The sequence below is a fragment of the Psychromonas sp. SA13A genome (assembly GCF_011378715.1).
In the GTDB taxonomy this organism is placed as follows: domain Bacteria; phylum Pseudomonadota; class Gammaproteobacteria; order Enterobacterales; family Psychromonadaceae; genus Psychromonas.
Genome location: NZ_WTKU01000001.1, coordinates 264,686 through 288,112, shown reverse-complemented (window position 1 = coordinate 288,112; position 23,427 = coordinate 264,686). Strand labels below are relative to the sequence as shown.

At 36.9% G+C, this 23,427-nt stretch carries 20 protein-coding genes; 4 read left to right on the top strand and 16 right to left on the bottom strand.

The window, feature by feature from the left end:
* Positions 1–11: 11 nt before the first annotated feature.
* Positions 12–899 (top strand): SMP-30/gluconolactonase/LRE family protein, encoded by an 888-nt coding sequence (locus GQR44_RS01280; protein WP_166368442.1) that lies wholly within the window; start codon positions 12–14, stop codon positions 897–899.
* Positions 900–1,300: 401 nt separating this feature from the next.
* A complete protein-coding gene (locus tag GQR44_RS01275) occupies positions 1,301–2,068 on the top strand; it encodes an IclR family transcriptional regulator (protein WP_166368440.1) in 768 nt (255 codons plus the stop codon).
* A gap of 84 nt (positions 2,069–2,152) precedes the next feature.
* On the opposite strand, the gene GQR44_RS01270 is transcribed toward GQR44_RS01275, so the two are convergent.
* The 3 genes from GQR44_RS01270 to GQR44_RS01260 are packed head-to-tail and all read right to left on the bottom strand — an operon-like array spanning position 2,153 to position 5,637.
* The gene (locus GQR44_RS01270; RefSeq protein WP_166368438.1) at positions 2,153–3,160 is read right to left on the bottom strand and encodes an Ldh family oxidoreductase; all 1,008 of its coding nucleotides are present in this window, start codon (positions 3,158–3,160) and stop codon (positions 2,153–2,155) included.
* 17 nt (positions 3,161–3,177) lie between these two features.
* Positions 3,178–4,194 carry a zinc-binding alcohol dehydrogenase family protein gene (locus tag GQR44_RS01265; RefSeq protein ID WP_166368436.1) on the bottom strand — a complete coding sequence of 339 codons (1,017 nt, stop codon included), beginning with the start codon at positions 4,192–4,194 and terminating at the stop codon, positions 3,178–3,180.
* A 9-nt stretch (positions 4,195–4,203) separates the two neighbouring features.
* Positions 4,204–5,637 carry a mannitol dehydrogenase family protein gene (locus GQR44_RS01260; RefSeq protein ID WP_166368434.1) on the bottom strand — a complete coding sequence of 478 codons (1,434 nt, stop codon included), beginning with the start codon at positions 5,635–5,637 and terminating at the stop codon, positions 4,204–4,206.
* A gap of 469 nt (positions 5,638–6,106) precedes the next feature.
* Between GQR44_RS01260 and GQR44_RS01255 the strand changes: the two genes are divergently transcribed.
* Positions 6,107–6,877: an FCD domain-containing protein gene (locus tag GQR44_RS01255; protein WP_166368432.1), complete on the top strand. Its 771-nt coding sequence runs from the start codon at positions 6,107–6,109 to the stop codon at positions 6,875–6,877.
* Between the two features lie 180 nt (positions 6,878–7,057).
* Here GQR44_RS01255 and GQR44_RS01250 read toward each other — a convergent pair whose 3' ends face one another.
* From GQR44_RS01250 to denD, 10 genes are all read right to left on the bottom strand, one after another.
* Complete coding sequence (locus GQR44_RS01250; protein WP_166368430.1) at positions 7,058–8,365, bottom strand: TRAP transporter large permease; 1,308 nt, start codon at positions 8,363–8,365, stop codon at positions 7,058–7,060.
* Entirely contained in the window at positions 8,365–8,910 is a 546-nt protein-coding gene (locus GQR44_RS01245) for a TRAP transporter small permease (RefSeq protein WP_166368428.1), read from the bottom strand. Before GQR44_RS01245 ends, GQR44_RS01250 begins: the two co-directional genes overlap by 1 nt.
* 55 nt (positions 8,911–8,965) lie before the next feature.
* Positions 8,966–9,946: a TRAP transporter substrate-binding protein gene (locus tag GQR44_RS01240; RefSeq protein WP_166368426.1), complete on the bottom strand. Its 981-nt coding sequence runs from the start codon at positions 9,944–9,946 to the stop codon at positions 8,966–8,968.
* A 31-nt stretch (positions 9,947–9,977) separates the two neighbouring features.
* The gene (gene kduI, locus GQR44_RS01235) at positions 9,978–10,817 is read right to left on the bottom strand and encodes a 5-dehydro-4-deoxy-D-glucuronate isomerase (protein WP_166368424.1); all 840 of its coding nucleotides are present in this window, start codon (positions 10,815–10,817) and stop codon (positions 9,978–9,980) included.
* 904 nt (positions 10,818–11,721) lie between these two features.
* Positions 11,722–12,498 carry a 2-oxo-tetronate isomerase gene (gene otnI / locus GQR44_RS01230; RefSeq protein WP_166368422.1) on the bottom strand — a complete coding sequence of 259 codons (777 nt, stop codon included), beginning with the start codon at positions 12,496–12,498 and terminating at the stop codon, positions 11,722–11,724.
* Positions 12,498–13,130 carry an aldolase gene (locus GQR44_RS01225; RefSeq protein ID WP_166368420.1) on the bottom strand — a complete coding sequence of 211 codons (633 nt, stop codon included), beginning with the start codon at positions 13,128–13,130 and terminating at the stop codon, positions 12,498–12,500. The genes otnI and GQR44_RS01225 overlap by 1 nt, the downstream gene beginning before the upstream one ends.
* Positions 13,127–14,383: a 3-oxo-tetronate kinase gene (otnK, locus tag GQR44_RS01220; RefSeq protein ID WP_166368418.1), complete on the bottom strand. Its 1,257-nt coding sequence runs from the start codon at positions 14,381–14,383 to the stop codon at positions 13,127–13,129. The genes GQR44_RS01225 and otnK overlap by 4 nt, the downstream gene beginning before the upstream one ends.
* A gap of 1 nt (position 14,384) precedes the next feature.
* Positions 14,385–15,302: an L-threonate dehydrogenase gene (gene ltnD / locus GQR44_RS01215; protein ID WP_346774311.1), complete on the bottom strand. Its 918-nt coding sequence runs from the start codon at positions 15,300–15,302 to the stop codon at positions 14,385–14,387.
* 414 nt (positions 15,303–15,716) lie between these two features.
* The gene (locus GQR44_RS01210) at positions 15,717–17,216 is read right to left on the bottom strand and encodes an SLC13 family permease (protein WP_166368414.1); all 1,500 of its coding nucleotides are present in this window, start codon (positions 17,214–17,216) and stop codon (positions 15,717–15,719) included.
* Between the two features lie 31 nt (positions 17,217–17,247).
* A complete protein-coding gene (gene denD / locus GQR44_RS01205) occupies positions 17,248–18,195 on the bottom strand; it encodes a D-erythronate dehydrogenase (RefSeq protein WP_166368412.1) in 948 nt (315 codons plus the stop codon).
* A gap of 437 nt (positions 18,196–18,632) precedes the next feature.
* On the opposite strand from denD, the gene GQR44_RS01200 reads away from it, so the two are divergent.
* Entirely contained in the window at positions 18,633–19,391 is a 759-nt protein-coding gene (locus GQR44_RS01200; protein WP_166368410.1) for a DeoR/GlpR family DNA-binding transcription regulator, read from the top strand.
* 118 nt (positions 19,392–19,509) lie between these two features.
* Here GQR44_RS01200 and GQR44_RS01195 read toward each other — a convergent pair whose 3' ends face one another.
* From GQR44_RS01195 to GQR44_RS01185, 3 genes are all read right to left on the bottom strand, one after another.
* Positions 19,510–19,803, bottom strand: a complete 294-nt coding sequence (locus GQR44_RS01195; protein WP_166368408.1) for a metalloregulator ArsR/SmtB family transcription factor — start codon at positions 19,801–19,803, stop codon at positions 19,510–19,512.
* Between the two features lie 140 nt (positions 19,804–19,943).
* Complete coding sequence (locus GQR44_RS01190; RefSeq protein ID WP_166368406.1) at positions 19,944–21,065, bottom strand: permease; 1,122 nt, start codon at positions 21,063–21,065, stop codon at positions 19,944–19,946.
* Positions 21,066–21,475: 410 nt separating this feature from the next.
* Positions 21,476–22,912 (bottom strand): solute carrier family 23 protein, encoded by a 1,437-nt coding sequence (locus GQR44_RS01185; protein ID WP_166368404.1) that lies wholly within the window; start codon positions 22,910–22,912, stop codon positions 21,476–21,478.
* Positions 22,913–23,427 lie beyond the last annotated feature (515 nt).

The window sequence follows — 23,427 nt, the reverse complement described above, 5'->3', positions numbered from 1 at the left end:
AGGAGATAAACATGCCATTTTCTGAAGCAATTGTCTCGCCATTACGACGAGTCAGCGAAGGACATATTTGGTGTGAAGGTGCGGCTTGGTTGCCGCATTCTAACCAACTATTGTTTTCAGATGTTAAAAAAGGGGCGTTACACCTTTATGATGTTGATACCCAATCAACTTTGTTAGTCACGGACCAATCTAATTATGCTAACGGTAATTGCACCTTAAGCAGCGGCGATGTGATCTCCTGTGAACATGGGCGAAGATGTATCTCTTTAAGGTCTAAAGATAATTTAGCTATTGCGAAGGTGATTATCGAAAAGTTGGATGGTAAGCGATTAAACTCACCTAACGACTTAGTTGAACGAAAATCTGACCAAACGATTTGGTTTACAGATCCTCCCTACGGCATTATTAGTGATGATGAGGGGTTTAAATCAGAGAGCCAAATAGTCGGTTGTTATGTCTATTGTTATGACCCTAAAACGGAGCAGTTGACGATAGCTACCACTGATGTGCAAAGGCCAAATGGTCTTGTGTTCTCTCCGGATGAATCAATACTTTATGTCGCTGATATGTCCATTGTGGATTTTCCAACGCAAGGTTTAAAACATTTAAAAGCCTTTGATGTTAATGGTAGTACTTTATCGAATGGCCGTTTAGTGTATGAAGTGGAGCATGGTATACCGGATGGCATGACAGTTGATCAATTTGGGACGCTTTATTTAAGTTCTTCTGAAGGCATATTAGTGCTTAGTAAAGAGATGCAATTATTAGGTAAAATTGCGACCACCGAAACGGTTTCTAATTGCACCTTTGATAGTGCAGAGAAAACGCTATATATCACAGCATCAACTTCAGTGTATGCGATAGATATTGATACCGCTTATTTAAGCAAGCTGAGTTAAAAGAAAGCTCGCTATTAAGTTAACCTTAAGTGGCTATGCTAGAGGGATGTGAACAAATCAGCAAACCTTGACGCTATGCCACTTATTTTAAGCCTTGTGCTTATATTCTCAACTAAAGGCAACGATACGCTTAAAGGTCAGCAGGTATATTGTGCTGCAATCATGTAATATGGCACATTCTATCTATCAGGGGATAAAGCCGGGTTATCATATTATTACCTTTAAATTCTCCTCGTTTAATACATTGTCGCTAGTGCCATTACACGGTATCGAGTGATTAGCGTATGTAATAATAGTAAACTATCCCCACTTACATTGGTTTAATTGCTACAAAAAGTAACAATAAAGATTGATGAGCAAATAACTAAAATAAAAAATGCAGGCAAACGGGCAAATATACTATGCAATCAGTTAATAAAACTTTCGAAGTGCTTGAAAAAATAGCTAATTATTCCAATGGTATTACATTAGAGCAATTGGGGAAGGAATTACCTTACCCTAAACCAACACTGCATCGAATTTGTAAGTGTTTAAACCAAAATGGCTATATCAGCCAACGCTCAAGCGGCTTGTATCAGTTAACGACTAAAATGATCTCATTAGGTTACAACGTCATACATAATGATGCCTTACTGATGGATATTACGCCTCATATGTCAGATCTAGCTAATAGAGTGGGTTTTACAATCAATTTACAGCGCCGTGATTTTGATAACGTTATTTTGTTAAAAAAAGAAGAATCTCGTGCTTCTATTTTCCATACTAATGCGCATACTGGCTTAACTTCCTCTTTGCTTAATGCGGCTTGTGGCAAAGTGATTTTGGCCAATTTTTCACTACAGGATAAAGAGAAATACTGGGCTTCACATTGCCAAGATTTGAACAAATTACAGCACTTCAGTGATAATACCATCAGTGATAAAACTACATTTTTTGCAGCACTAGACAGTATTAAAGAGCGTATGTTTGCATTAGATGGTGAAGGAAATGAATCAGGCATTACTTGTATCGGTGTGCCTTTGGAAATTAATGGCATCGTCTCTTATGCGATTAGTGTGTCTGGTTTAACCCCTGAGATTAAGCGTTATGGTCAAAGTAAGCTAATAGATGAATTACATGAGTTTTCTGCATTTGTCTCTGCAAAACTAGGGCAAAAAGTAGATAAATAAATGAGTAGCTTGCTACTAATACACCGTTAGCAGGCTCATTCTGGAGACTACTAACGGCGACCGTAGCGTATTGAAATTAATACCTTAACTTGTTAAGAATTGATACAACGCGGTCTTAATGGGAATACCTTCTTTTTGGCATTTTGCTTTATACTCGACCTGAATGTCATTAGGTGCTAACACCTTTTCAACTCCTGGTGCTGGTGGCGCAGCCTGTAATTCTTTGACCATCATTGCCATGATAACGGGAAATAGAGGCGAACCTAATTTACGTGGATCAATGACAATAACTAAACTAGCTAATTTTCGCATTTTGTCATATTCATCATACATTCTGACTATGTGATTACCATATTCAGCGCCCATTAATATTCCTGTTAACGCATCGATTGCAAGTGCAATACCTGTCCCTTTATGGCCACCGAAAGGTAATAATGTGACGGCTTCATTGGCATCTGTTGTTTCATATCCATTAGCATCTATCGCTAAACCTTTCTCAATTGGTTTACCCGATTCTTTAGCTAATAATAGTTTACCAAATGCGGTGGCACTGGTTGCAAAATCAACAATCATTGGTGTACTCCCTTCTACTGGGAATCCAAATGCCAGAGGGTTTGTTCCAATAAACCGAGTCGCACCACCATAGGGAGCAACGCAGGTATCTGTTTGTGTCATTGCAATAGCAATCATTCCTTGGTCCGTTGCTTGCTCCATGAAGTATGACAATGCACCACAATGCGAGGTGTTTTTTACACTGACAAAACCAAGTCCTGTTTCAGCAGCTAATTTAATACCGTGCTCTGTGGCTGCAATTAATGCCGCATGTCCCATACCATCATCTGAATCTAAAATTGCTACGGAGGGAGATATTTGTTCAATTGAAAAATTAGCTGTTTTATTTAAACCACCTGCTGCAAGGCGTTTACAATAATGTTCTATACGCATTACACCGTGGGAATGGACACCGGTGATATCAGCATGAACTAATACATCTGCTACTTTTTGTGCTGTTTCTTGATCCAGCCCTGCACCATGCAATTTATCAAAAGCGAGTTTATTGAGTTCTTCTGCAAATATAAGTTGAGTTGTCATGTTTTGGTTCCCTTCGCTTAAAATTTAATGATGCCTTTAACTAAAGACTTATTTTCCACCACATTTTCTTTATAGGTATTCCCAAAAGTATGAAAGTCGTATTCTTTATTTTTCATTATTTTTTCGTCTATTTTGCCTAATGACATTAATTCGATGACACGTTCAAAGTCTTGTCTCGTTGCATTACGACTACTTAATAGGGTGGTTTCTTTTTTATGGAAAGTGGGATCATCCAGTACTAAATCACCAATATATAAGCCGATAAATACAATTTTTCCTCCGTGTCGAATGAGTTCAACGGAGCGGCTCATTGAGGCTTTATTTCCTGTCGCATCCATTAATACGCATGGGAGTCGCCCTTTAAATGTTGATTTCAAATCATCAACATACGTTTCAGACATTGGATTTAGCGCTGTTATTTGTAATAAGCTTTCTGCATGTTCTCTACGGGCATCTGATACATCTGCAATAATTACATTTGCACCTTCTGCTTTTGCAATCGAAGCAACGCCAAGCCCTATTGGTCCTGCACCAATAACTAATACATTCTGTCCTGGCTTTATTTCTGCCCGTCTAACTGAGTGAGCCCCAATAGAAAAACACTCAACGATAGATCCTTGGCTATCGCTAACGTTATCAGGTAGCTTCACCAAGTTATCTTCTAATACGGCTAAATATTCAGAAAAGCCACCATCTTGATGAACGCCATAAAGAGAAATATCTTCACAGCAGTTTGTTTTCCCTTCGGCACAGGCGGCACATTGACCACATGGAATGGCGGGAATAACAGCACAGCGTTGACCCTGTGTAATATCCTTACAATCACTCCCTACTTGGCTCACGGTGCCACTCATTTCATGGCCTAATACGCGAGGATAAGAAAAGAAAGGTTGGTTACCTGTATAAGCATGAATATCAGTGCCGCAAATACCAACAGATTTTATTTTCAATAACACTTCATTGGGTTGGATAGTTGGAATATCACGTTCAATGTATTCAATAGAATGTGGTTCATTACAAATAAGCGTTTTCATCTTTATTCCTTATTTAATTTTTTCTATAAAGGCACAAATACCCTTATCACTAATTTCTTCAAAGGCTTTATTCACTAGGTTAAATAGTGCCTGGTTTGGTTTTCCAAAGATTCTTTCTATGTTTAATAACTGCTGTAACGCTTGCTGAGGGCTAGATGCTGTTTCGACGATCTCAATAAATTGAGAAGCGAGAGGATCTTTAACATCGACATGGTTGTTGATGGAGTTGATGATGTAATGTGCCCAACCCGCGACCATGATTGGAATATAAATGCTATGGCAGCCTGTTGTTTGTAAGGTTAAAAAAGGATCTAATGCGCGTTGTGGTAGTTTTTGAGAGCCATCCATCGCAATTTGCGCTGTTTTATGTTTAATTTTAGGGTTGCTGAAACGTTGTAGAAGTAGATTAATATATTCATTTATATCAACATTCAGTCCTTTTTTTAAGGAGTGAGACTGCTCTTCCATCAAGTTTTTAGTGACTTGTTTTAGACTATTGTCTTGCATACATTGATAAATAAACTCATAACCCGCAAGGGAGCCGTTATAAGCTAAAAATGAGTGGCTGCCATTTAACATACGTAACTTCATTTCTTCATAGGGCACAACATCATCTACAAATAATGCGCCAGCAAGTGCCCAATTAGGTCTACCTGCAATGAACTTATCTTCAATCACCCATTGTGAAAAATCTTCGCATACCACACCGACCTGATCTTTTACATTAGTCAGTTTCTCTATTAATGCATACTCTTCAACTTGCATCGCGGGGACTATTCGGTCGACCATTGTGCTCGGGAAAGATACTTTTTTAACTATCCAATCTGCCAACATTGCATCTTTCTGTTGTGCAAAACCAATCACTGCATTACGCGTTAAAATGCCGTTTTCAGGAATGTTGTCACAGGACATAATACTTAAACCACTTTGTCCATTGAGCATTCTTTGTTTTAAAGCTTGAACGAGTAAACCAATAACAGTTTTAGGTAGGCCTTCTGACTCTAAATCATGTATGACATGTTCATTTTTAATATCTAACTGACGCGTTTGAGGATCGATGCAGTAACCTTTTTCAGTGACCGTTAAAGACACTATCGCTACTTGTGGTTCAGCTATTTTTTTAATAATTGCTTGAATACCATCATGGCGACCGTCCAACGCTTCTGAAACTGTTCTAATTAAGCGTGTACTTGTTTTCTCTGCTGACTGTTCAACAACACTAAAACAACAATCTTGAATTTTAAGGGGCTCAATGGAGCTAAACATGCTTACTTCACAGATCCCCCAAAGGTCACCACTTTCCTGATTAGTGATATCGTTATAAACCGCTTGATGACCGCGATGAAATGCACCAAATCCTATGTGTACAATGCGAGAGGTTAAATCAGAACGATTGTAAGTTGTGTGTAAATCAAAATGACCCTGTTGTTCAAATCTGTTCATCAGAAGGCTACCTATTTATGTTTTATCTTTTTGTGTTAACCATTATCTACAATTGGACAACCAATTTCCATAGGGAAAATAAGCAAAGTCTTGAAATGTGATCTTGAAGCAAGCTCATTATTTTTGATTTCTTAGTTTGTTTTTCTTAATTTGTTGATTTATAGTTATTTTTTATGTTTCTAGCTTTGAGGGATATTTAAATTAATTGTTATAAATAGCCGGCTGATAATAGTGCAATATTAAAATTTTTAATTTTTATCAACCAATTTCATTGGGAATCAACTTTTGACAAAGTAACTGATAAGCCATGATTTACTTTGAGCTCATTTATTGAACCTCCATTATTAATTTTTTAAGTTAAGCTTTGTGTCGCTAGTCCTTATAGTGCTTGCCTTTCCTTGCTCATTGTAGGGCTTTTCGTTATTATCAGGCGTTATAGAATTGATAATCCATCATGAGGAAGTTTAAAATGGATAAAGCAGCGACAAAGAGAAGATATTTTGAAATTGGTTTACAAATTGAAGAGTTGCTGCATACGGGTGTATTTAAAGCAGGTCAACGCCTGCCATCTGAACGAGAGCTAAGTGAGCGACTTGATACAAGTCGTGCAACTATCCGTGAAGCTATTATTATGTTGGAATTAAAAGGTTTAGTTGTCGTTAAACAAGGTGCAGGTATCTATTTTATAGATTCTCCAGATGAGTTAAATCAACGTAATTTTATTCCAATTTCTGATGTTGGTCCTTTTGAGTTATTACAAGCTAGACAAATTCTTGAAAGCAGTATCGCTGCTTTTGCTGCCAGCCAAATCAAGTTTAATGAGCTTAGAGAGTTAAAAAGTGTATTGAGGCAGCAAGAAAATGAGATTAACGGAGATAGTGAAAAATTCGAAAGTTTAGATCAAGAATTTCATCGACTTATCGCGGAATCGACACAAAATAGAGTGTTGATAAAGCAAGCCAGTGATTTGTGGAACTTAGTCCGCACTAAAAACCCGTTATGGAAAGAACTGAACCATAAGTATTTACATGAAGAAAAATTACAAACAACTTGGATTCAAGATCACAAAAGAATATTGATGGCGTTACAAAAAAAATCCCCTGAATCTGCACGCCAAGCAGTATGGCAGCATATAGAGAATAGTAAGCAAGAGTTGTTAAAATTGGCTGATATAGATGATAGTAATGAATCGATGGATGATTATTTTTTTGCTACTGAAATGGATAATATAGATATCTAATTTTGTTTTATTTTCTTTATTTATAGTGCTTGCTTGATTGTCGAAAATAGCTGATCTTTGGCTTTTTAGAGGGCTATAGTTTTAATTTAATTACTTTAAATTAAAAAATGTCACTGAGTGAGGTACTGTCCATCACACTCACTCAGCAACAAAACTGCTTCTACTTGCTTACTTCACCTTTTACATTATTAGGCCTGCCATCGTAGGTAACATCATTGAGATAGCTGGAATGTATGTTACTAACATGAGTACTAAGAAGATAACTAAAAAGAATGGTAATAAGGTTTTGATAACCGAATCAATACTGATACCGCTTATTTTACAACCCGTAAATAAGATCGGCCCAACGGGTGGCGTGATAGTCCCTAAAGATAGATTAAATACCATCAAAATACCAAATTGTACTGGGTGCATTCCTAAGTCCATACAAATGGGTAAGAGAATGGGGGTGAAAATTAATACTGCAGGTGTTGGGTCCATAAAAGTGCCGATAAATAATAACACTAAGTTAATGATTAATAGTATTAATATAGGATTATCGGTTAGTGAAAGTAAGCCATCTGCGATCATGCCTGGTATTTGTGTAAAGGCCATCACCCAAGACATTATTGAAGATGTACCAATCATAAATATAACAATCGAAGCCATTTTCACTGTGCTTAAAAGGATTTCTGGTAAATCTTTAATTTTCAGTTGTCGATAAAAAAATCCCAATATAACTGAATAAACAACGGCGATTGCGGAAGCCTCTGTTGCAGTAAATACTCCGCCTAGAATACCTCCAATCACAACGACAATTAATGACAGACTAGGAATGGCATCAATGGTTACTTTAATACACTCTTTAAGTGTCATTGAATGCTTACCGATATATCCTCGACGTTTTCCCATTATTCCAGCCACAATCATCACACCAAGCCCCCATAGAAGACCGGGCACATAACCGCCTAGAAATAATGCAGATATAGAAACACTACCAGCAACCGTAGCGTATACGATCAGAGCGTTGCTTGGTGGTATTAGCATTCCCGTTGGTGCTGAAGCAATATTTACCGCGGTACTAAACTTAGGATCATAACCTTCTTTTTTCTGAATTGGGCTCATAATGCCACCAACAGCTGCACATGAAGCAACGCCAGAACCACTAATTGAACCAAATAACATGTTAGATACTACATTAGTTTGTGCAAGGGCTGCGGGACAGAAGCCGCTCACAATTTTTGAAAAGTTGATTAGTCGTATTGCAATCCCACCATTATTCATTAGGTTACCGGCTAGAATAAAAAAAGGTATTGCTAGCAAAGCAAAGGAGTCTAAGCCAACAAACATACGTTGTGCAGACGTGGTTAACGCGCCGTTGTAAGGGAGAATAGTTGCCATCGCTGCCAACGATGAAATTCCCACACTCATTGCTATCGGCACACCTATAATTAATAGGACCACAACACCGATAAACATAATTAGCGAAGCAGTTAATGCTATATCCATTATAAATTACCTCCTTGCTGTGGTTGATCGTGCTTTAAGTCTGCTAGTTGTTTAACAAAGCCCACTTCATGACAAATAAAATAAAATAACATGATTGCTCCAGATGCTGGAATGGCGATATAAATGACACCGATTGGGATCTGTAATGAAGAATCAAGTTGCCACATTTGGCGCATAGAGCCGTTATAACCACCTGTAATCATCACGGTATAAGCAAAGATAACGATGATTAACTCAATAAACATTTCAACAATAATGCGTGTCTTTTTATTGAATTTATCTTTAATGAAGGTGATCGCCATGTGTTCGCGTAATCCAAAAACATAGGCACTTCCAAATAGAATCATCCAAATAAATAGGTAGCGTGAGGCAACTTCACTAAAAGCACTAGGGTTATCAAAAACATAGCGAACGATGACTTGATAGGTTACCAGTAAGGTCATTAATCCCATCAGTGCGATTAAAAAAATTGAAAGTATTTTATCGATTCCGAATTTAAGTTTCTGAAACACTGAAACTAAGCGGTTTAATTTATTATTTGGCATAATTTAATCCTGAAAAAATAAGGTCAGTGTTTTCCTGACCTTATTTCTCAAATAATTATCGCAGAGCAATAACTTTGTTGTATAACTCTTTTTGAGCGGCAGTTTTGATTAACTCTTGTTGAAGTGGAGTACATGCTTTTTGGAATTGAGTGATATCAACTTCGTTAAACTTAGCTCCTTTGCTCTGTGCTGCTTCTTTAGATACTTTGATTTGGCTCTTCCATAAATCAAATTCAGCAGCAGTACTTTCTTTGGCTAGACGTCTAAAGGTAGCTCGATCTTGTTCTGACATTGAATTAATAAAGTCAGTACTCACAATCACTAAGTCTGGCACCATTAAATGGCGGGTCGCTGAATAAAATGGGGCAACTTCATATTGTTTAAGGTCGTAGTAGGTGATTTCACTGTTTTCAGCGCCATCAAGTACACCCTGTTGAATTGCTGAGTAAACTTCACCCTGTCCCATTGGAACGCCTTGGCCACCCATGCATGAAAGAGTCTTAATCATGGTGTCAGATTGCATCACTCGCGTTTTCACGCCTTTCATGTCTGCAATCGTATTGATAGGGCCTTCTTTAGTGTACATGCTACGAGCACCACCAGTGTATGCAGCTAATACTTCAAAACCCATTGGCGTGGTTTGTTTGAATAGGTTATCTAATACACCTGAAGTGAATACTTTTTGTTGGTGGTCATAGCCACTGTATATGTATGGCAGGCTAATAATGCCAAAATCTGCACTGTAGTTTTCAACCAGCGGATTAGCAACTATAGCCATTTGAATTGCACTATTTTGTACCAATTCTAATGATGCGCGTTGATCGCCCAGTAATTCATTTGGGAAAATATTCAATTTATAGCGACCGTCAGTTGCTTCGGCGAATTTTTTTCCAAAATCGTTGAGGGCTGTGTATTGGGGATGTTTATCTGATTGGTTGAAGGCTGCTTTTATTTCCGTTGCAGCATTCGCCATTGAAAAAACGCCAAGTGCACCGACAATAGTGGTAGCAAGGGTTAATACTTTAAACTTAGACATAATTGTACTCCGTGTCATTATTAATGAAAAATTAACGAATTTTGTTCATATCAACAAAATCCATATCATCGAATGTAAGATTTTCACCTAGCATTCCCCAAATAAAACTATAATTTTGTGTTCCACATCCTGAGTGAATTGACCAACTTGGAGATAGCACCATTTGATGGTTTCTAACAACAATATGGCGAGTTTCTTGCGGTTGACCCATGAAGTGAAATACCACCTGTTGTGGTTTAATATCAAAATAGAAATAAGCTTCCATACGACGTTCGTGGGTATGAGGAGGCATGGTGTTCCAAACACTGCCAGCTTTTAATGAAGTTAGTCCCATTGATAACTGTGAGGTAGGTAAAACATCAGGATGAATGTATTGATTAATACAGCGTGCATTTGCATTGCTTTGATCACCTAAATCTACGACCTTTGCATCCTCAAGACGAATAATGCGAGAAGGATGAATATGGTGAGATGGTGCGCTAATACAATATAATAAAGCGGGGGATTCACTCTCTAAAGATTTAAATACGATATTTTCATTGCCCTGACCCAGATATAAAGCATCTTTATGCTTTAACGTATAAACTTTTTCTTTGGTTGTTATTTCTGCTTTACCACCGAGGTTAATCATTCCTAACTCGCGACGCTGAAGAAAAAAATCGGTACCAAAATCTTTATTATTAATAAAGTCATCTAATACTAAGTTATTGTTTTTAGGTGAGACTCCCATTACCACAATACGATCAATATGGCTGTATACAGTTACAATTTCATTATCTTTAAACATCTCTTCGGTTAAGAACTCATCTCGAAGCCGCGTGGTATCGTACGTTTTTGCGTCTACTGGATTACTATTATAATTAATATGCATTTTTACACCTTGTGAAGTTCGTTAATGCTTTGATTTATATTAGGTTGCTGCATTTTTCTTATTGTTAGCAACAATTAAAATCATCAAAATTCGTAACTGAATAACGCTATTCAAATATTTTAATCGTCTAATAATTAGTCGTCTGTGAGTACAATACGACAGGGTTGTTAACCAATCAATGTTATTGGTTGTCAATTTGTTTTATTTTTGACAGGGATCTAATAATTGAACTTAATTGAAACATTGTTTCAAAAAATAACTTTTATTACTTTGTTTTATTATTTTTTGTAATTGCTTTTAACTTATTGTTTTTTATTATCTAATTTTCCTGTCTTTAACTTTTTTGTTCTTCAAATAAATTTTTGTGAAAATGAGAGGGGGTAATACAAGGAAAAAAACTTAAAAAAGGTAAACCAACTTGTTTTGTCGTTGGAAGTAGTGAGGTGAAAATAGGATTTAACTGTTATTGAGATATAGATAGTTAAAAGGATTGAGTTATTAAGTAGCAAGTACTTATTTAATCTAGAAGAAATATAGTAAAGCGTTGAAAAAACTAGGTAGTGATGAAATATAAAGGTCTAACATTGTTAGACCTTTATAAAAACATTAAGCAATAGCAGGTGATTGTGTTGCTGGATATTTTGCTTTTATTGGGTTAACCAATCAGTGGTGTCATATCAGTAAACAGTCCCATAATAAGATTCGTGGCAAATATTGCTAGTGCTAATGGGATACGTATTTTTATGATCATTAGCATCATTCCATGATACCGAGGAAAATACCTATTAATGTACTATCCATGGTGAACCCCTATTTGAACTTACTTTTAAATAAGTTTAAATAGGCTACTAAATAAATTAGTAGCCACTTTGTTCGGTCATTTGGCTAGCTTGCTATTGGACGTTTATAAGTAAGGCTTAACCCAGTCCAAACCTTCTTCTGTTGTATTTTTAGGGTTATATTCGCAACCAATCCAACCGTCATATCCAGAGTCATCCAGTACTGTAAATAAGTGTGGATAGTTGATTTCACCTTCGAAAGGCTCATTTCTACTTGGAATAGAGGCAATTTGAATATAGCCAGTAACATCAGCAAGATCATTAATAAGGTGTGTAAGATCACCATCCATGATTTGAGCGTGGTAAAGATCCAGTTGAAGCTTCACGTTAGCACGCTCAACTTGCCTAATTAAATCTGCAGCTTGTCGTTGATGCGCAATAAAGTAATTAGGCGCATCGCGTGTATTTAATGGCTCTATCATCAGTTCAATATCTTGTTCTGCAAAAGCATCAGCAGCAAAACGGATATTGTTAATAAAAGTATTTGTATGTTGTTCACGTGTGAAGCGTGGATCAACAATACCTGACATTGCATGCACTTTTTTACAATTAAGTGCTTTAGCGTACGTTAGCGCTGTTTTAACACTTTCTTGAAATTCTAGTTCGCGTCCAGGTATTGCTGCAAAACCACGTTCACCAGCATCCCAGTCGCCAGGAGGCATGTTAAACAGTGCTTGCTCAAAGCCAAATTGTTGTAGTTTATTAGCCAAAATATCGGCATCAAACGCATAGGGAAATAAATATTCTACTGCTTTAAAGCCAGCATTATGTGCGCGTTCAAAACGCTCTAAAAATGGAACTTCGGTAAAAAGCATGGTTAGGTTTGCTGCAAATTTAGCCATTATTTTCCTCTCCCTTTTAAATCAGTTACTTCTTCATCTGTTAGGTAACGAGTTGGTTTTCCTGTTAATAAAAATACTAATTTTGCAGTTTCTTCTAGCTCTTCAGCATTATCAATAGCATCTAAAAAATCAGTTCCAGTAATAATAGGGCCATGATTTGCAAGTAAAAATGCACGATGCTTACCAGCAAGTTTTGATAATTCTTGTGCAATTTCTGGTGCACCTGGGCGGTAATAAGGTACCACTGGCAATTCACCTATGCGCATCACGTAATAAGGTGTGAAGGCTTTAATTGCATTATCTTGATCTAAGTTTTCAAGGCATGATAAAGCAGTTAAATAGGTTGAATGTAAATGTACAATGGCATTACATTGTTCATCTTTCTCATAAATCGCTAGGTGAAAAGCGACCTCTTTAGAGGGGCGTTTGCCTGAAATATGTAAGCCATCTTTATCTACGACAGAGAGTTCATCTGCCACCAAGCGTCCGAATGAAGAACCTGTTGGGGTAGCAAGAAAGTTACCATCAGGTAGTTTTAATGATAAATTTCCAGCACCACCGGTTGCGTAACCTCGTTCAAACATTGAACGAGCAAGATCAACCATTTGTTGTCTTAATTGAACTTCATTCATTGGAAATACTCCTGCGCTTTAGTAAAGAAGGTTTGGTCACCAAAATTGCCTGATTTTAAAGCCAGAGATAGATTTTGATTAACCGCTTTTACCCAAGGCACACCCGGTGTGATTTGCGGGCCAATATGGAAACTATCAACTTGTAAGCTTTGTGTAACAACACCTGATGTTTCTCCTCCAGCGACAATAAAGTTAGTAATACCTTGCGCTTGTAATTTAATTGCTAATTTACTAAAGAAGTTCTCAACCGCTTGGCTTGATACTTCTGCACCGTATTTTTGTTGTATCAGTTGCAGTGCTTTAGCATCCGCTGTTGCATAAACAATTGGCGCTAGTGGACCTGTAGATTGATTGATCACCCAATCACAAACTTGGGTGCTGTATTCTTTTTTATGTAAACAATCTTCGATATCGATCGCAAAGTGCGGTGCTTTTGCTTTGTAATCCTCAACCTGTTTATTTGTCATTACAGAGCAAGAACCAGAGAAAATAACAGTAGGTGCTTTGGCTGGATAACCTGCTTTTTTCGCTTCGGATTGATCCTGCAAATGCTCGGCCCAGTTGTTTGCGATGCCCACTGCCAAACCTGAACCACCGGTAATCAGTTTAAGCGAGCTGACTGCTTTACCAATCTCATCTAGATGAGTTGCATTAAAAGCATCCACTACTGCATAACGTTTTCCCTGTGCTTTAAGTTGCTCGAAGCCTGATACTATATGGTCAGCACCTTGCTCAATATTTTGATAATCAATTAGACCTGTTTCACCCTTTGATTGTGCATCCATTAACTGCATAAGATTAGAGTTAGTCATGGGTGTGACAGGGTGGTTACGCATGCCTGATTCACTTAACAACTGACCAAGTACAAAAAGATGGCCATTGAACACTGTACGCCCATTAACTGGAAGAGCTGGGCAAACAATCGTAAAGTCTTCTCCTAATTGATCTAATAACGCATCTGTAACGGGGCCAATGTTGCCTTTTGCTGTACTATCAAAGGTAGAGCAATATTTAAAGTAGAACTGTTGGCAGCCTTGGGCTTGTAACCATTTTAATGCGGCAACTGAATCATCAATGGCTTGTTGGCTTGGACATGAACGAGATTTTAAACTAACCACAACAGCATCTGCATTTATGTCTGTTGATGTCGCTGGCACACCGTTAACTTGGATTGTGCGCATGCCATTTTCAACTAGAAAACCTGCAATATCAGTTGCGCCTGTAAAGTCGTCTGCAATAACACCTAATAACATATTATTTCTCCACACCTGGTAACTCTATTCCATCAAAAATTTTGATCACTGCGCTATCGTCTTCTTGTCCAAATCCTGCATTGCTGGCAGAAAGGAACATGTTTAAAGCCGTGCTCGATAAAGGAAGAGGGAACTTCAGTTCTTTAGCGGTATCAGCAACAAGGTTGAGATCCTTAACAAAAATATCGACCATTGATTTTGGTGAGTAATCGCCATCAACCACATGCTTCATGCGGTTTTCAAACATCCAAGAGTTTCCTGCTGCATTCGTCACAACGTCATACATAAGATCTAGTGGAATGTTAGCGCGTGCGGCAAGTGCCATTGCTTCTGCGCCTACTGCAATATGCACACCGGCAAGTAACTGATGAATAATTTTAACGGTTGCACCTAAACCAATTTGTTCGCCAATGTTATAGACTTTGGCGGCTGTAGCATCGAGTACAGGTTGAAGTTTTTCAAATGCGAGTGTTGAGCCTGATGCCATAATGGTCATATCGCCAGTGGCAGCTTTAGCTGCACCACCAGAAACGGGTGCATCTAACATAATTAGTTGGTGTTCTTTTAGCTTCTGCTCAATATTTTTAGCATCTTCAGCTGATATAGTTGCTGATACCATTACTACTGTGCCTGGTTTAAGTGAAGCTGCTAATCCAGTATCAAATAACACCATATTGACTTGTTTAGAGTTAACAACAAGTACCAATACCGCATCTAATTGGTCTGAGAAATCTAAGGCATTATTGGAGACAGCTTTAGCACCAAACTCACTGAGTTCTTGTAATGCTTTATTATTTAAATCGATACCATAAACGTCTAATCCTGCAGTAACACAAGATTTTGCTGCACCCATTCCCATCGATCCTAGTCCTATCACACCGATAGATTTAACTTGATTTGCCATACCGCCTCCGTTAATAATTGTTAATTTATGTCTTGATTTGAGATTGTACCCCTTGAATAGGTCAGATAATATGTTTTAAATCACATTAATTAACTTTATTTAACATTTATTAACATTTTTGGTGTTTTCAATGAATAAATACAATTTTTAGGAAAATTGAATACTGCAGCATAATAAATTAAGTTGGGCATTATTTTAATACGGAGGTTGTTAGTAAATAGATATCTAATGAAGTACTTAAATGTAATATAGTTATTTTAACTAGGTAGTTTAGGGAAATGAAAATAGTATTAACGGAACAAATAATTTTATTTTTTTAATCTAAATTTTTATTTACTTGTACATAAAGTGTATTTCTAGTTATTAATTAAGGCGAAAGAATGGAGTATTTCGAGTGCTCCATTCTTGATTTAAGTACTAGTGCTTCTATTATGCAGTTTGTTGTATAAGTTTTTCTGTTATTTTACTCTGGCTTTTAACAAAAAATATGCAACCTGCTAGAACCAATAAAGGGAATAATGGATCATAGATACTGCCTTGGCTGCCAAATATTAGGTTTAAAGTCATAATCAATGAACCACCAATAGCCCATGCAATAGTGGTTGGTATCGTCCAAATGATTAGTTGTTTCTTGACTTCAGTAACGCCCATTAAACGGTTAACTATATGGAATAAACTGTCGTTAAAGTAACCTGCAAATAGGCTTCCCATTGTTGCAGCTGAGGCAGCAAATAACATATTGACCCCTTGCATTTCGGCTAATACTGGAGCTGATATTGATGCCGCTGTTATCATTGATACTGTACCACTTCCTTGAATTATTCGAACAAGTGTAGCGATAATGAACGGAATCATAATTGGTGAAATCGATAAGCTAACAATCTGATTAGCTATTTCCGCGCCTGCACCAGACTCGCGTAATACACTTCCTAACGCTCCACCTGCACCTGTCACTAATAAAATAATTCCACATGTTGAAATTCCTTCTTCTAATTTAGAAGTCGTAGCTTCTTTATCTAAATATGGTGTTAGTGTATATACTGCTAATAAAGTACTAATAGATAATGCAATAATTGGGTGGCCTAAGAAGTTAAAAAGAGTACCGATTGTACTAGACGATAATCCTTCCATATTAAATTGATTTTCGGCTAAACTCATCAGGGATTTGATTAAAATTAATGCTATTGGAACAACAATTGGCATAATCGATTTAATTAAAGAAGGTAAATCCTTAGATGTTTTAGAAGCCATATAATCTTCGTGTACTTTCTTAAGATCCCCATCTGTTTTATTTAACTCAGGGATTACTGTAAATTCAGGAAAATGTTTCTCAAGCCAACGTGAATATAAAATAATGCCATATACACATGGGACTGCAATCAGAAGTCCAAAACCAAGCATAGAAGCTAAATCAACATTAAAGATACTTGCAACACCTAAAGGACCTGGTGTTGGTGGAATACAATGGTGTGCAACAACTAAACCACCAGCAAGTGATACCGTTAATGTTAAAATTGAGCGATTTGATGTTTTTGCTAACGACTTTGCGATTGGATATAAGATTATAAGAGCGCTATCAACAAAAACAGGAATACTAACGATATAACCTGTGATTGCTAAAGCCATCTCTTCTTTTCTTTTACCTAGCCATTTAATAAAATGATAAGCGATTGACTCTCCGGCACCTGATGTTTCCAAAATAGCTCCCATCATTACCCCTAAACCAATAACAATGCCGATGCCACCTAGTGTGCCACCAAAACCTTTACTGATTGCAGACATTGTTTGATCTACACTTAAGCCTCCAATTAATCCGGCAATACAAGCTGCTACTAGCATTGCGATCAATACATGAACTCTGGTTCTTAAAACTAAAAATATTAGGACAAATACGGCTATTATTAAACCGATAACTGATATGGGTAACATGTTGTAGCTCCTCGCGATAATTAGTAAAGGTTTAATTCGTTGTATTTAAGAATTCTTTTAAGATTACAGTGAAATTATTGTCTTTCGAAAATCCTAATTCTAGTTCTCTTTCGTTATTCATCGACTTCGGCCAACTAGCAACGATACTTTCTATATTTATATCTTTTTCATAGGAGATAAGCTCTGACGCAGGTTTTCCATTTTTTTTAATGAGGCATGCAATCATCTCTCTTGGTGATGTTTGCAGTCCAGGTAAATTGATGGTGCGGAAACCTTTTAGCGATGAAGTATTTAGTTGACTTGCATGAATAATATTTTTTATGACGTTGTTTGGGCTAGAAATCCAAAGCGCTAAATCAATATCAACGGGGCAGTTAGATTGTTCATGTTTGAGTGGCTCTCGTATGATGCTACTAACAAATGACGATGCCGCTTTATTAGGGCTACCTGGGCGTATACAGATAGTTGGTAGTCGAACTGAAAGTGCATCAACAAAACCTTTTCTTGCATAATCATTTACCAATAATTCACAAATTGCCTTTTGGGTGCCGTATGAAGAACTTGGCTGCATTGCTGTCATATAATCAATTTTTTCAGGCAATTCTCCACCAAATACAGCAAGAGAACTAGAGAAAATAAAGCGAATTTTAGGATTTACATGACGACAGCGTTCAAGCAAAAGTTCTGTTGCTTTTAAGTTAACTAGCATGCCTAGCTCAAAATCTTCTTCGGCATGACTTGACACTATTGCTGCTAAATGAAATATATGGGTTGTTTGTTCAGTAATGATCTGAGCAATTTCTTCTGATTTTGTAATATCTGCAGTAATAAATTGTACTTTATCATTCGCAGCTAAGTTTATACTTGGCTGGACCCGGTCAACAAGTTTAATTGAATTAATTTCAGAGAACTGAAGTAATAAACTTTCTGATAGTTTGGCGCCCAAAAAACCTGCGCCACCTGTGATGATAATATTCATATAAATAACCTTATATATGTTGATAAATGAATTTTTGTTAAATTGTCAGTGTTTTGCCCATATTTAATTTCATCGAACACATTATTTATATGAAAGCGATGAATGTCATTAGTTAACAAAATCTGTAGTGATGAGGATAATGTTAATTTACTGTTAATTTATGTTTATGTTTGGGAGTATATGCGCAATTACGTATGAATAACATGCTGTAAATCACATTTATTAACACTAAGTAACATTTATTAACATGCAGTGGTGTGGGTTAACATGAAAAGAACATTTTTTACCAGAATAACGTGAATGTAGATTGATTTATAACCATAAGTAATAGTAATTACGATTTTTGGCTATTTGCCTACACATAAATTCACAGATATTCACAAGTTGGTGTTTATCTGCTAATATTATTATTCCTTTTGTTATTAGATAGTGACCTTATGATCCCAGCTGAAAGACAACGAAGAATACTGACGCTTTTAAAAAGCCAAGAAGTAGTTAGCATTACTGAACTAGCTGATTTATTAGATGTTTCTCATATGACTGTGCGTAGAGATATTGATAAATTAGAAAAACAGGGCAAGGTTAATTCTGTATCTGGTGGGGTTCAGTTGACACAAATAATTCATAGTGAATTATCTCGTGAAATGAAGATTATGCAGTTTTCAGAACAAAAAGAACAAATTGGAAAGTTGGCTGCGAGTCTGATTCCGGGAAGCGCGACGATTTATTTAGATGCAGGTACTACCGCATTAGAGATTGCTCACCAAATCTCTCAACGTAGTGATTTACTCATCATTACTAATGACTTCTCTATTGCTACCTTTTTAATGACCCATTCTTTAAATGAGATTTACCATACCGGTGGAAAAATTGATCGAGAAAATCAATCAACGGTGGGCTCTAAAGTGGCTGATTTTTTATTGAGTATGAATATTGATATGGCTTTTATTTCAACCTCATCATGGAGCTTGAAAGGCTTATCAACTCCGAATGAAGACAAAGTAACTGTTAAACGAGCAATCTCGAAGGTCTCAAAAATAGTTTATTTGGTATCAGACTCTTCTAAGTATGGAAAAATAGCTTCTTTTCACGCTTTAGATATCGACAAAATTGATGCAGTGATCACCGATGCGTCTTTACCGGAAAGTGCGAAGTTGGATTTAGCTGAAAAAGGTTTAGAAGTGTTGTGTCCATAAGAGTATTAAAAAACGAGTTTATTAGAACTATCAATAAACTCGGCTAATCTCTTATTTTTAAATCAGTGTCAGTTGCTTATAGACTGCTAATTTTTATATCTTGAACGGTACATGCATATCAACTGTTTTCATCAATACAGCATTCATCTTGTAAGAATCCAATGACTGATTGTAGTTTTTTATATTCGGCGACACAAAAAAGTGTGCGTCCTTCACGACGTTGCGAGATAAGTTCTGCTGAAAGCAAGCTGGATATGTGATGCGATAGGGTAGAGCCGGGTATTGCTAGCTTTTCTTGTAAGCTGCCCACCGCGATACCTTGATAACCTGCTCGAACGACGCTTTTATAAATACTCAAACGTGTTGGGTGACCTAACTCTTTTAATGCTTTGGCTACAACATCAATATCCATTATTTTACCTTTTCTATTTAATAGGTTAGATTTTAAATTTTATATATTTCGATATTACTGGAAATCTTAGAGAGTGCCAATCATTAGTCATTAAAAGGTGGGGCAATCAGGCCGACTATAAACGACCTGATTGCTTTATTTTAAAACAGAAAAGAGTAAAGATAACCGGCAGCCATCGCCATACCTAAGATCACCGCAAGAAAAGCAATAATCATTTGGTTTTTGAAAATAGATTTTAACAGGATAACTTCAGTTAAGCTGGCACCTGCGCTACCAATAATCAATGCCATCACAGAGCCTAACGCCATACCTTTTGCCACTAATGCCGCACTTAAAGGAATAACTGCTTCAGCTCGAATATAAAGTGGGATACCAATAACGGCTGCGATAGGAATTGCGTACCAATGGCCTTCCCCTGCGTACTCTGCAATTAAATCTGTTGGCATAAAACCGTAAATGAAAGCCCCTAATGAAATACCAATTAATAAGTAAGGAAAAACTTGCTTGAAATCTTTCCAAGTTGATAACCAAATACGTAACCAACGATTATCTTCTTTTTTAGGCTTAACATTATTGCCGCAGTCCGAAGTCACGGCTGCATTTACTGCACAGGAACTATTCTTCTGAGTGTTTTTGGTAACAGTGTTGGTAGCGGCGCTTGCACAAGCATTGTTCTGCACTGCTTTGTTATTATTATTATTATTATTATCAATATCACTGTTTTTATTGTCATCGCTATCGCCACTGCAAGAACTTGTGGCTGTTTCTTTTTTTGCGCTGCTGCAAGGTTTATCACTTTTTACTGCTTCGTAAGCTTCCGGTTTTACATACCTTTCAAAGCCCAATTTTTCTAATACAAAGCCAGCAGTGACCGCTACAATAATAGCGATAAGAAAATAAAATAAGGCGACTTCAAAGCCAAAAGTAATGACAAAAAGACCAATAATGACAGGGTTAAGTAAAGGACTAGAGAATAAAAATACCATCATTGGTCCAAAACCAGCTCTTGCTCTGAGTAAGCCTTTTAAAAAAGGGATGGTTGAGCAAGAGCAAAAGGGGGTAATCGAGCCTAATAGGGCGGCGATAATGTAACCCTTGCCATTACGTGAACTTAAAATTGATTGAATTTTTTGTGGCGTAATAAATTCTTGTAATACCCCTACTAAATAGCTGATTGCTAAAAAAAGAATGATCAATTCTGTCGCTAAAAAAGCAAACATATTTAAGGCCTCTTTGGCCATTGTTAATATTTCTGGACTCATTTACTTACCTTTATTCGTTATTTCTGGATTGTTCGAAATATATTCCGGTTTAAAGCTTATGTCAAACTATTATTCTAGATTTATCGAAATGACGGGGTGGCAAGGTGATGGAGTAATGAAGTTAGGAAATGAAAAGCGAAGCTTGGATCTATATTGGCGAATGTTGATTTTAGTACCCTGAACGATAACGAGAATATTCATATTAATTGCTACAGACTACCGAGGGTATTTCTTAAATTTTTGAACTTTATTGTAGAGGATAGTATGATCTTTATTGTAGAAGGTAGTTGGCAGGGAGGTAACTTTGCCGCGTCATTTAAAGAAAAACTCACCATTTCTGTATTAATTGCATCAACGTATGCATTAAGAAAAATGGTGAGCTAATTTTTTATGTTATTTTTTTTGAAAATTTAATTTTTCACTTGTTGTGGCATCTCTTCATCAATCGGAAAGTCTTGAATAATAGGGTTATATTTTTCAGGGTATTCACCTAAAAATAGCGTTAAAAATACAACTGTTAATCCACTCGCAGTGATTGGTGAGCCAAAGATACTTTTTACTATTGCACCTAAATCTCCGCCAATATTTGCGGCAACAGTATTAACCACTTGCGGTACTAATAACACGCCTAATCCCATCCCAAATGAAACGGCTAAGGTGAGCATATTTTTTCTATTTAATTCCACATGAGTTAATATTTTTACTCCAGCCATAGCAACGGTCGCAAACATAATAATGGTTGCACCACCTAAAACAGAGTTAGGAACTGCACGAAATAAAGCGCCAATATGAGGAAACAAACCCATCACAATTAAGATCATACCAATCCAAACGCCAATGAAGCGGCTAGCAATACCCGTTAATTGTATTACTCCGTTGTTTTGGCTAAAGGTAGTATTTGGAAAAGTATTAAATATGCCCGCAATTAATGAGTTAACACCATCGCCTAAGATACCTTGTTTAATACGTTTAAGGTAAGAGGCTCCGCTGATAGGTTGTTTTGATACCATACAGTTGGCAGTAATATCACCAGATGTTTCAATCGCAGTAATCAGGTAGATAAGCGCAACAGGAATAAACGCAGCTAAATCAAAAGAGAAGCCGTATTTAAAAGGAACAGGTATGCTAATTAGTGTCTCTACATTACCGATAGCACTGTAATTAACTTTGCCCATTAATACCGCAGCAGCCATACCTACTAACATGCCGATGATAATTGAGGATAAACGCACCCATTGGTTACCGTATTTATGTGCAACAATAATACTTGCCATCACTAATACACCTAAAAATAAGTTATCAAAACTCGCAAAAAGCTCTGGTTTATTGGTTAATAACCACTGTCCACCGGCTAAATCGGTAAAACCTACTTTGATTAAACTAATGCCAATAACCGTGATCACAGTACCTGTAACCACAGGAGTAACCACTCGTTTTAGCTTTTCTAAAAACTGGCTGACAGCAATCTCTACAAAGGCACCTAGAACACAAACACCAAAAATAAGCGATAAGATCTGATCTGGACCACCTCCATTTGCTTTTGCAATAAATCCGGCTGCTAATACTGAGCTTAAAAAAGCAAAACTTGTGCCTTGCACACAGATCATGCCTGCGCCAATACCCATTGGTTTCTTAGCTTGAATGATGGTGCCTACACCAGACACCATTAATGCCATCGATATTAAATAAGGGATCTCCTCACCTAAACCAAGTACACCACCAATGATTAAGGTGGGGGTAATGATGCCAATAAAACTAGCCAATACATGCTGTATGGCTGCAAAAAAAGATTCTTTGCGCGATGGATTATCATCGAGCTCGTAAATTAACTCTGAAGCGTCACTCATCTTGTATTTCCCTATGCATTATGTGGAACGATTGGAACTTGTAAGTTAATTTTTGCAACGATCGTGCCACTTAAAGAGGGCTTTATAAAGTCATTTAAAAACAATGAATTAAAGTTTTTATCCGTTTAAATGTGAAAAATAGTAAATGCAGTTAATACATTTTTGGTGCACTAGTTGCACTTTAATTGAGCAGGTTATTGGAAGTTTATTTTTTATAGTGTTCACTTGTTACCATGGTTTTGTACAATCTTAGTTATGCTTGCTAATGTATATTTACATAACATCCTATACCCGTTACCAATGAAAGATGCGTTATTGATAGCTAACACGGACCTCAATACAAGGCGTAATATATTGATCTTTATAAGAATCAACTTCGTTAATGTGCCTCGACAGGTATAAAAATAAGTATTTACTCCTTAAATGGTTAGCCCTTATCGAATGTTATAACGACATCTTATATTTAAAATAGTGGGAGGAATCAGCACCTAGTGGGGAAGTCGTGAGGCAACTAT

Bases quoted from the DNA above. Each gene is read 5' to 3' on its own strand.
- GQR44_RS01255 (WP_166368432.1), top strand. From the start codon at position 6,107: ATGGATAAAGCAGCGACAAAGAGAAGATATTTTGAAATTGGTTTACAA.
- GQR44_RS01280 (WP_166368442.1), top strand. From the start codon at position 12: ATGCCATTTTCTGAAGCAATTGTCTCGCCATTACGACGAGTCAGCGAA.
- GQR44_RS01190 (WP_166368406.1), bottom strand. From the start codon at position 21,065: ATGAGTCCAGAAATATTAACAATGGCCAAAGAGGCCTTAAATATGTTT.
- GQR44_RS01225 (WP_166368420.1), bottom strand. From the start codon at position 13,130: ATGAATGAAGTTCAATTAAGACAACAAATGGTTGATCTTGCTCGTTCA.
- GQR44_RS01265 (WP_166368436.1), bottom strand. From the start codon at position 4,194: ATGAAAACGCTTATTTGTAATGAACCACATTCTATTGAATACATTGAA.
- GQR44_RS01240 (WP_166368426.1), bottom strand. From the start codon at position 9,946: ATGTCTAAGTTTAAAGTATTAACCCTTGCTACCACTATTGTCGGTGCA.
- GQR44_RS01260 (WP_166368434.1), bottom strand. From the start codon at position 5,637: ATGAACAGATTTGAACAACAGGGTCATTTTGATTTACACACAACTTAC.
- kduI (WP_166368424.1), bottom strand. From the start codon at position 10,817: ATGCATATTAATTATAATAGTAATCCAGTAGACGCAAAAACGTACGAT.
- GQR44_RS01250 (WP_166368430.1), bottom strand. From the start codon at position 8,365: ATGGATATAGCATTAACTGCTTCGCTAATTATGTTTATCGGTGTTGTG.
- GQR44_RS01200 (WP_166368410.1), top strand. From the start codon at position 18,633: ATGATCCCAGCTGAAAGACAACGAAGAATACTGACGCTTTTAAAAAGC.
- GQR44_RS01210 (WP_166368414.1), bottom strand. From the start codon at position 17,216: ATGTTACCCATATCAGTTATCGGTTTAATAATAGCCGTATTTGTCCTA.
- otnI (WP_166368422.1), bottom strand. From the start codon at position 12,498: ATGGCTAAATTTGCAGCAAACCTAACCATGCTTTTTACCGAAGTTCCA.
- GQR44_RS01245 (WP_166368428.1), bottom strand. From the start codon at position 8,910: ATGCCAAATAATAAATTAAACCGCTTAGTTTCAGTGTTTCAGAAACTT.
- otnK (WP_166368418.1), bottom strand. From the start codon at position 14,383: ATGTTATTAGGTGTTATTGCAGACGACTTTACAGGCGCAACTGATATT.
- denD (WP_166368412.1), bottom strand. From the start codon at position 18,195: ATGAATATTATCATCACAGGTGGCGCAGGTTTTTTGGGCGCCAAACTA.
- GQR44_RS01195 (WP_166368408.1), bottom strand. From the start codon at position 19,803: ATGGATATTGATGTTGTAGCCAAAGCATTAAAAGAGTTAGGTCACCCA.
- GQR44_RS01270 (WP_166368438.1), bottom strand. From the start codon at position 3,160: ATGACAACTCAACTTATATTTGCAGAAGAACTCAATAAACTCGCTTTT.
- GQR44_RS01275 (WP_166368440.1), top strand. From the start codon at position 1,301: ATGCAATCAGTTAATAAAACTTTCGAAGTGCTTGAAAAAATAGCTAAT.
- GQR44_RS01185 (WP_166368404.1), bottom strand. From the start codon at position 22,912: ATGAGTGACGCTTCAGAGTTAATTTACGAGCTCGATGATAATCCATCG.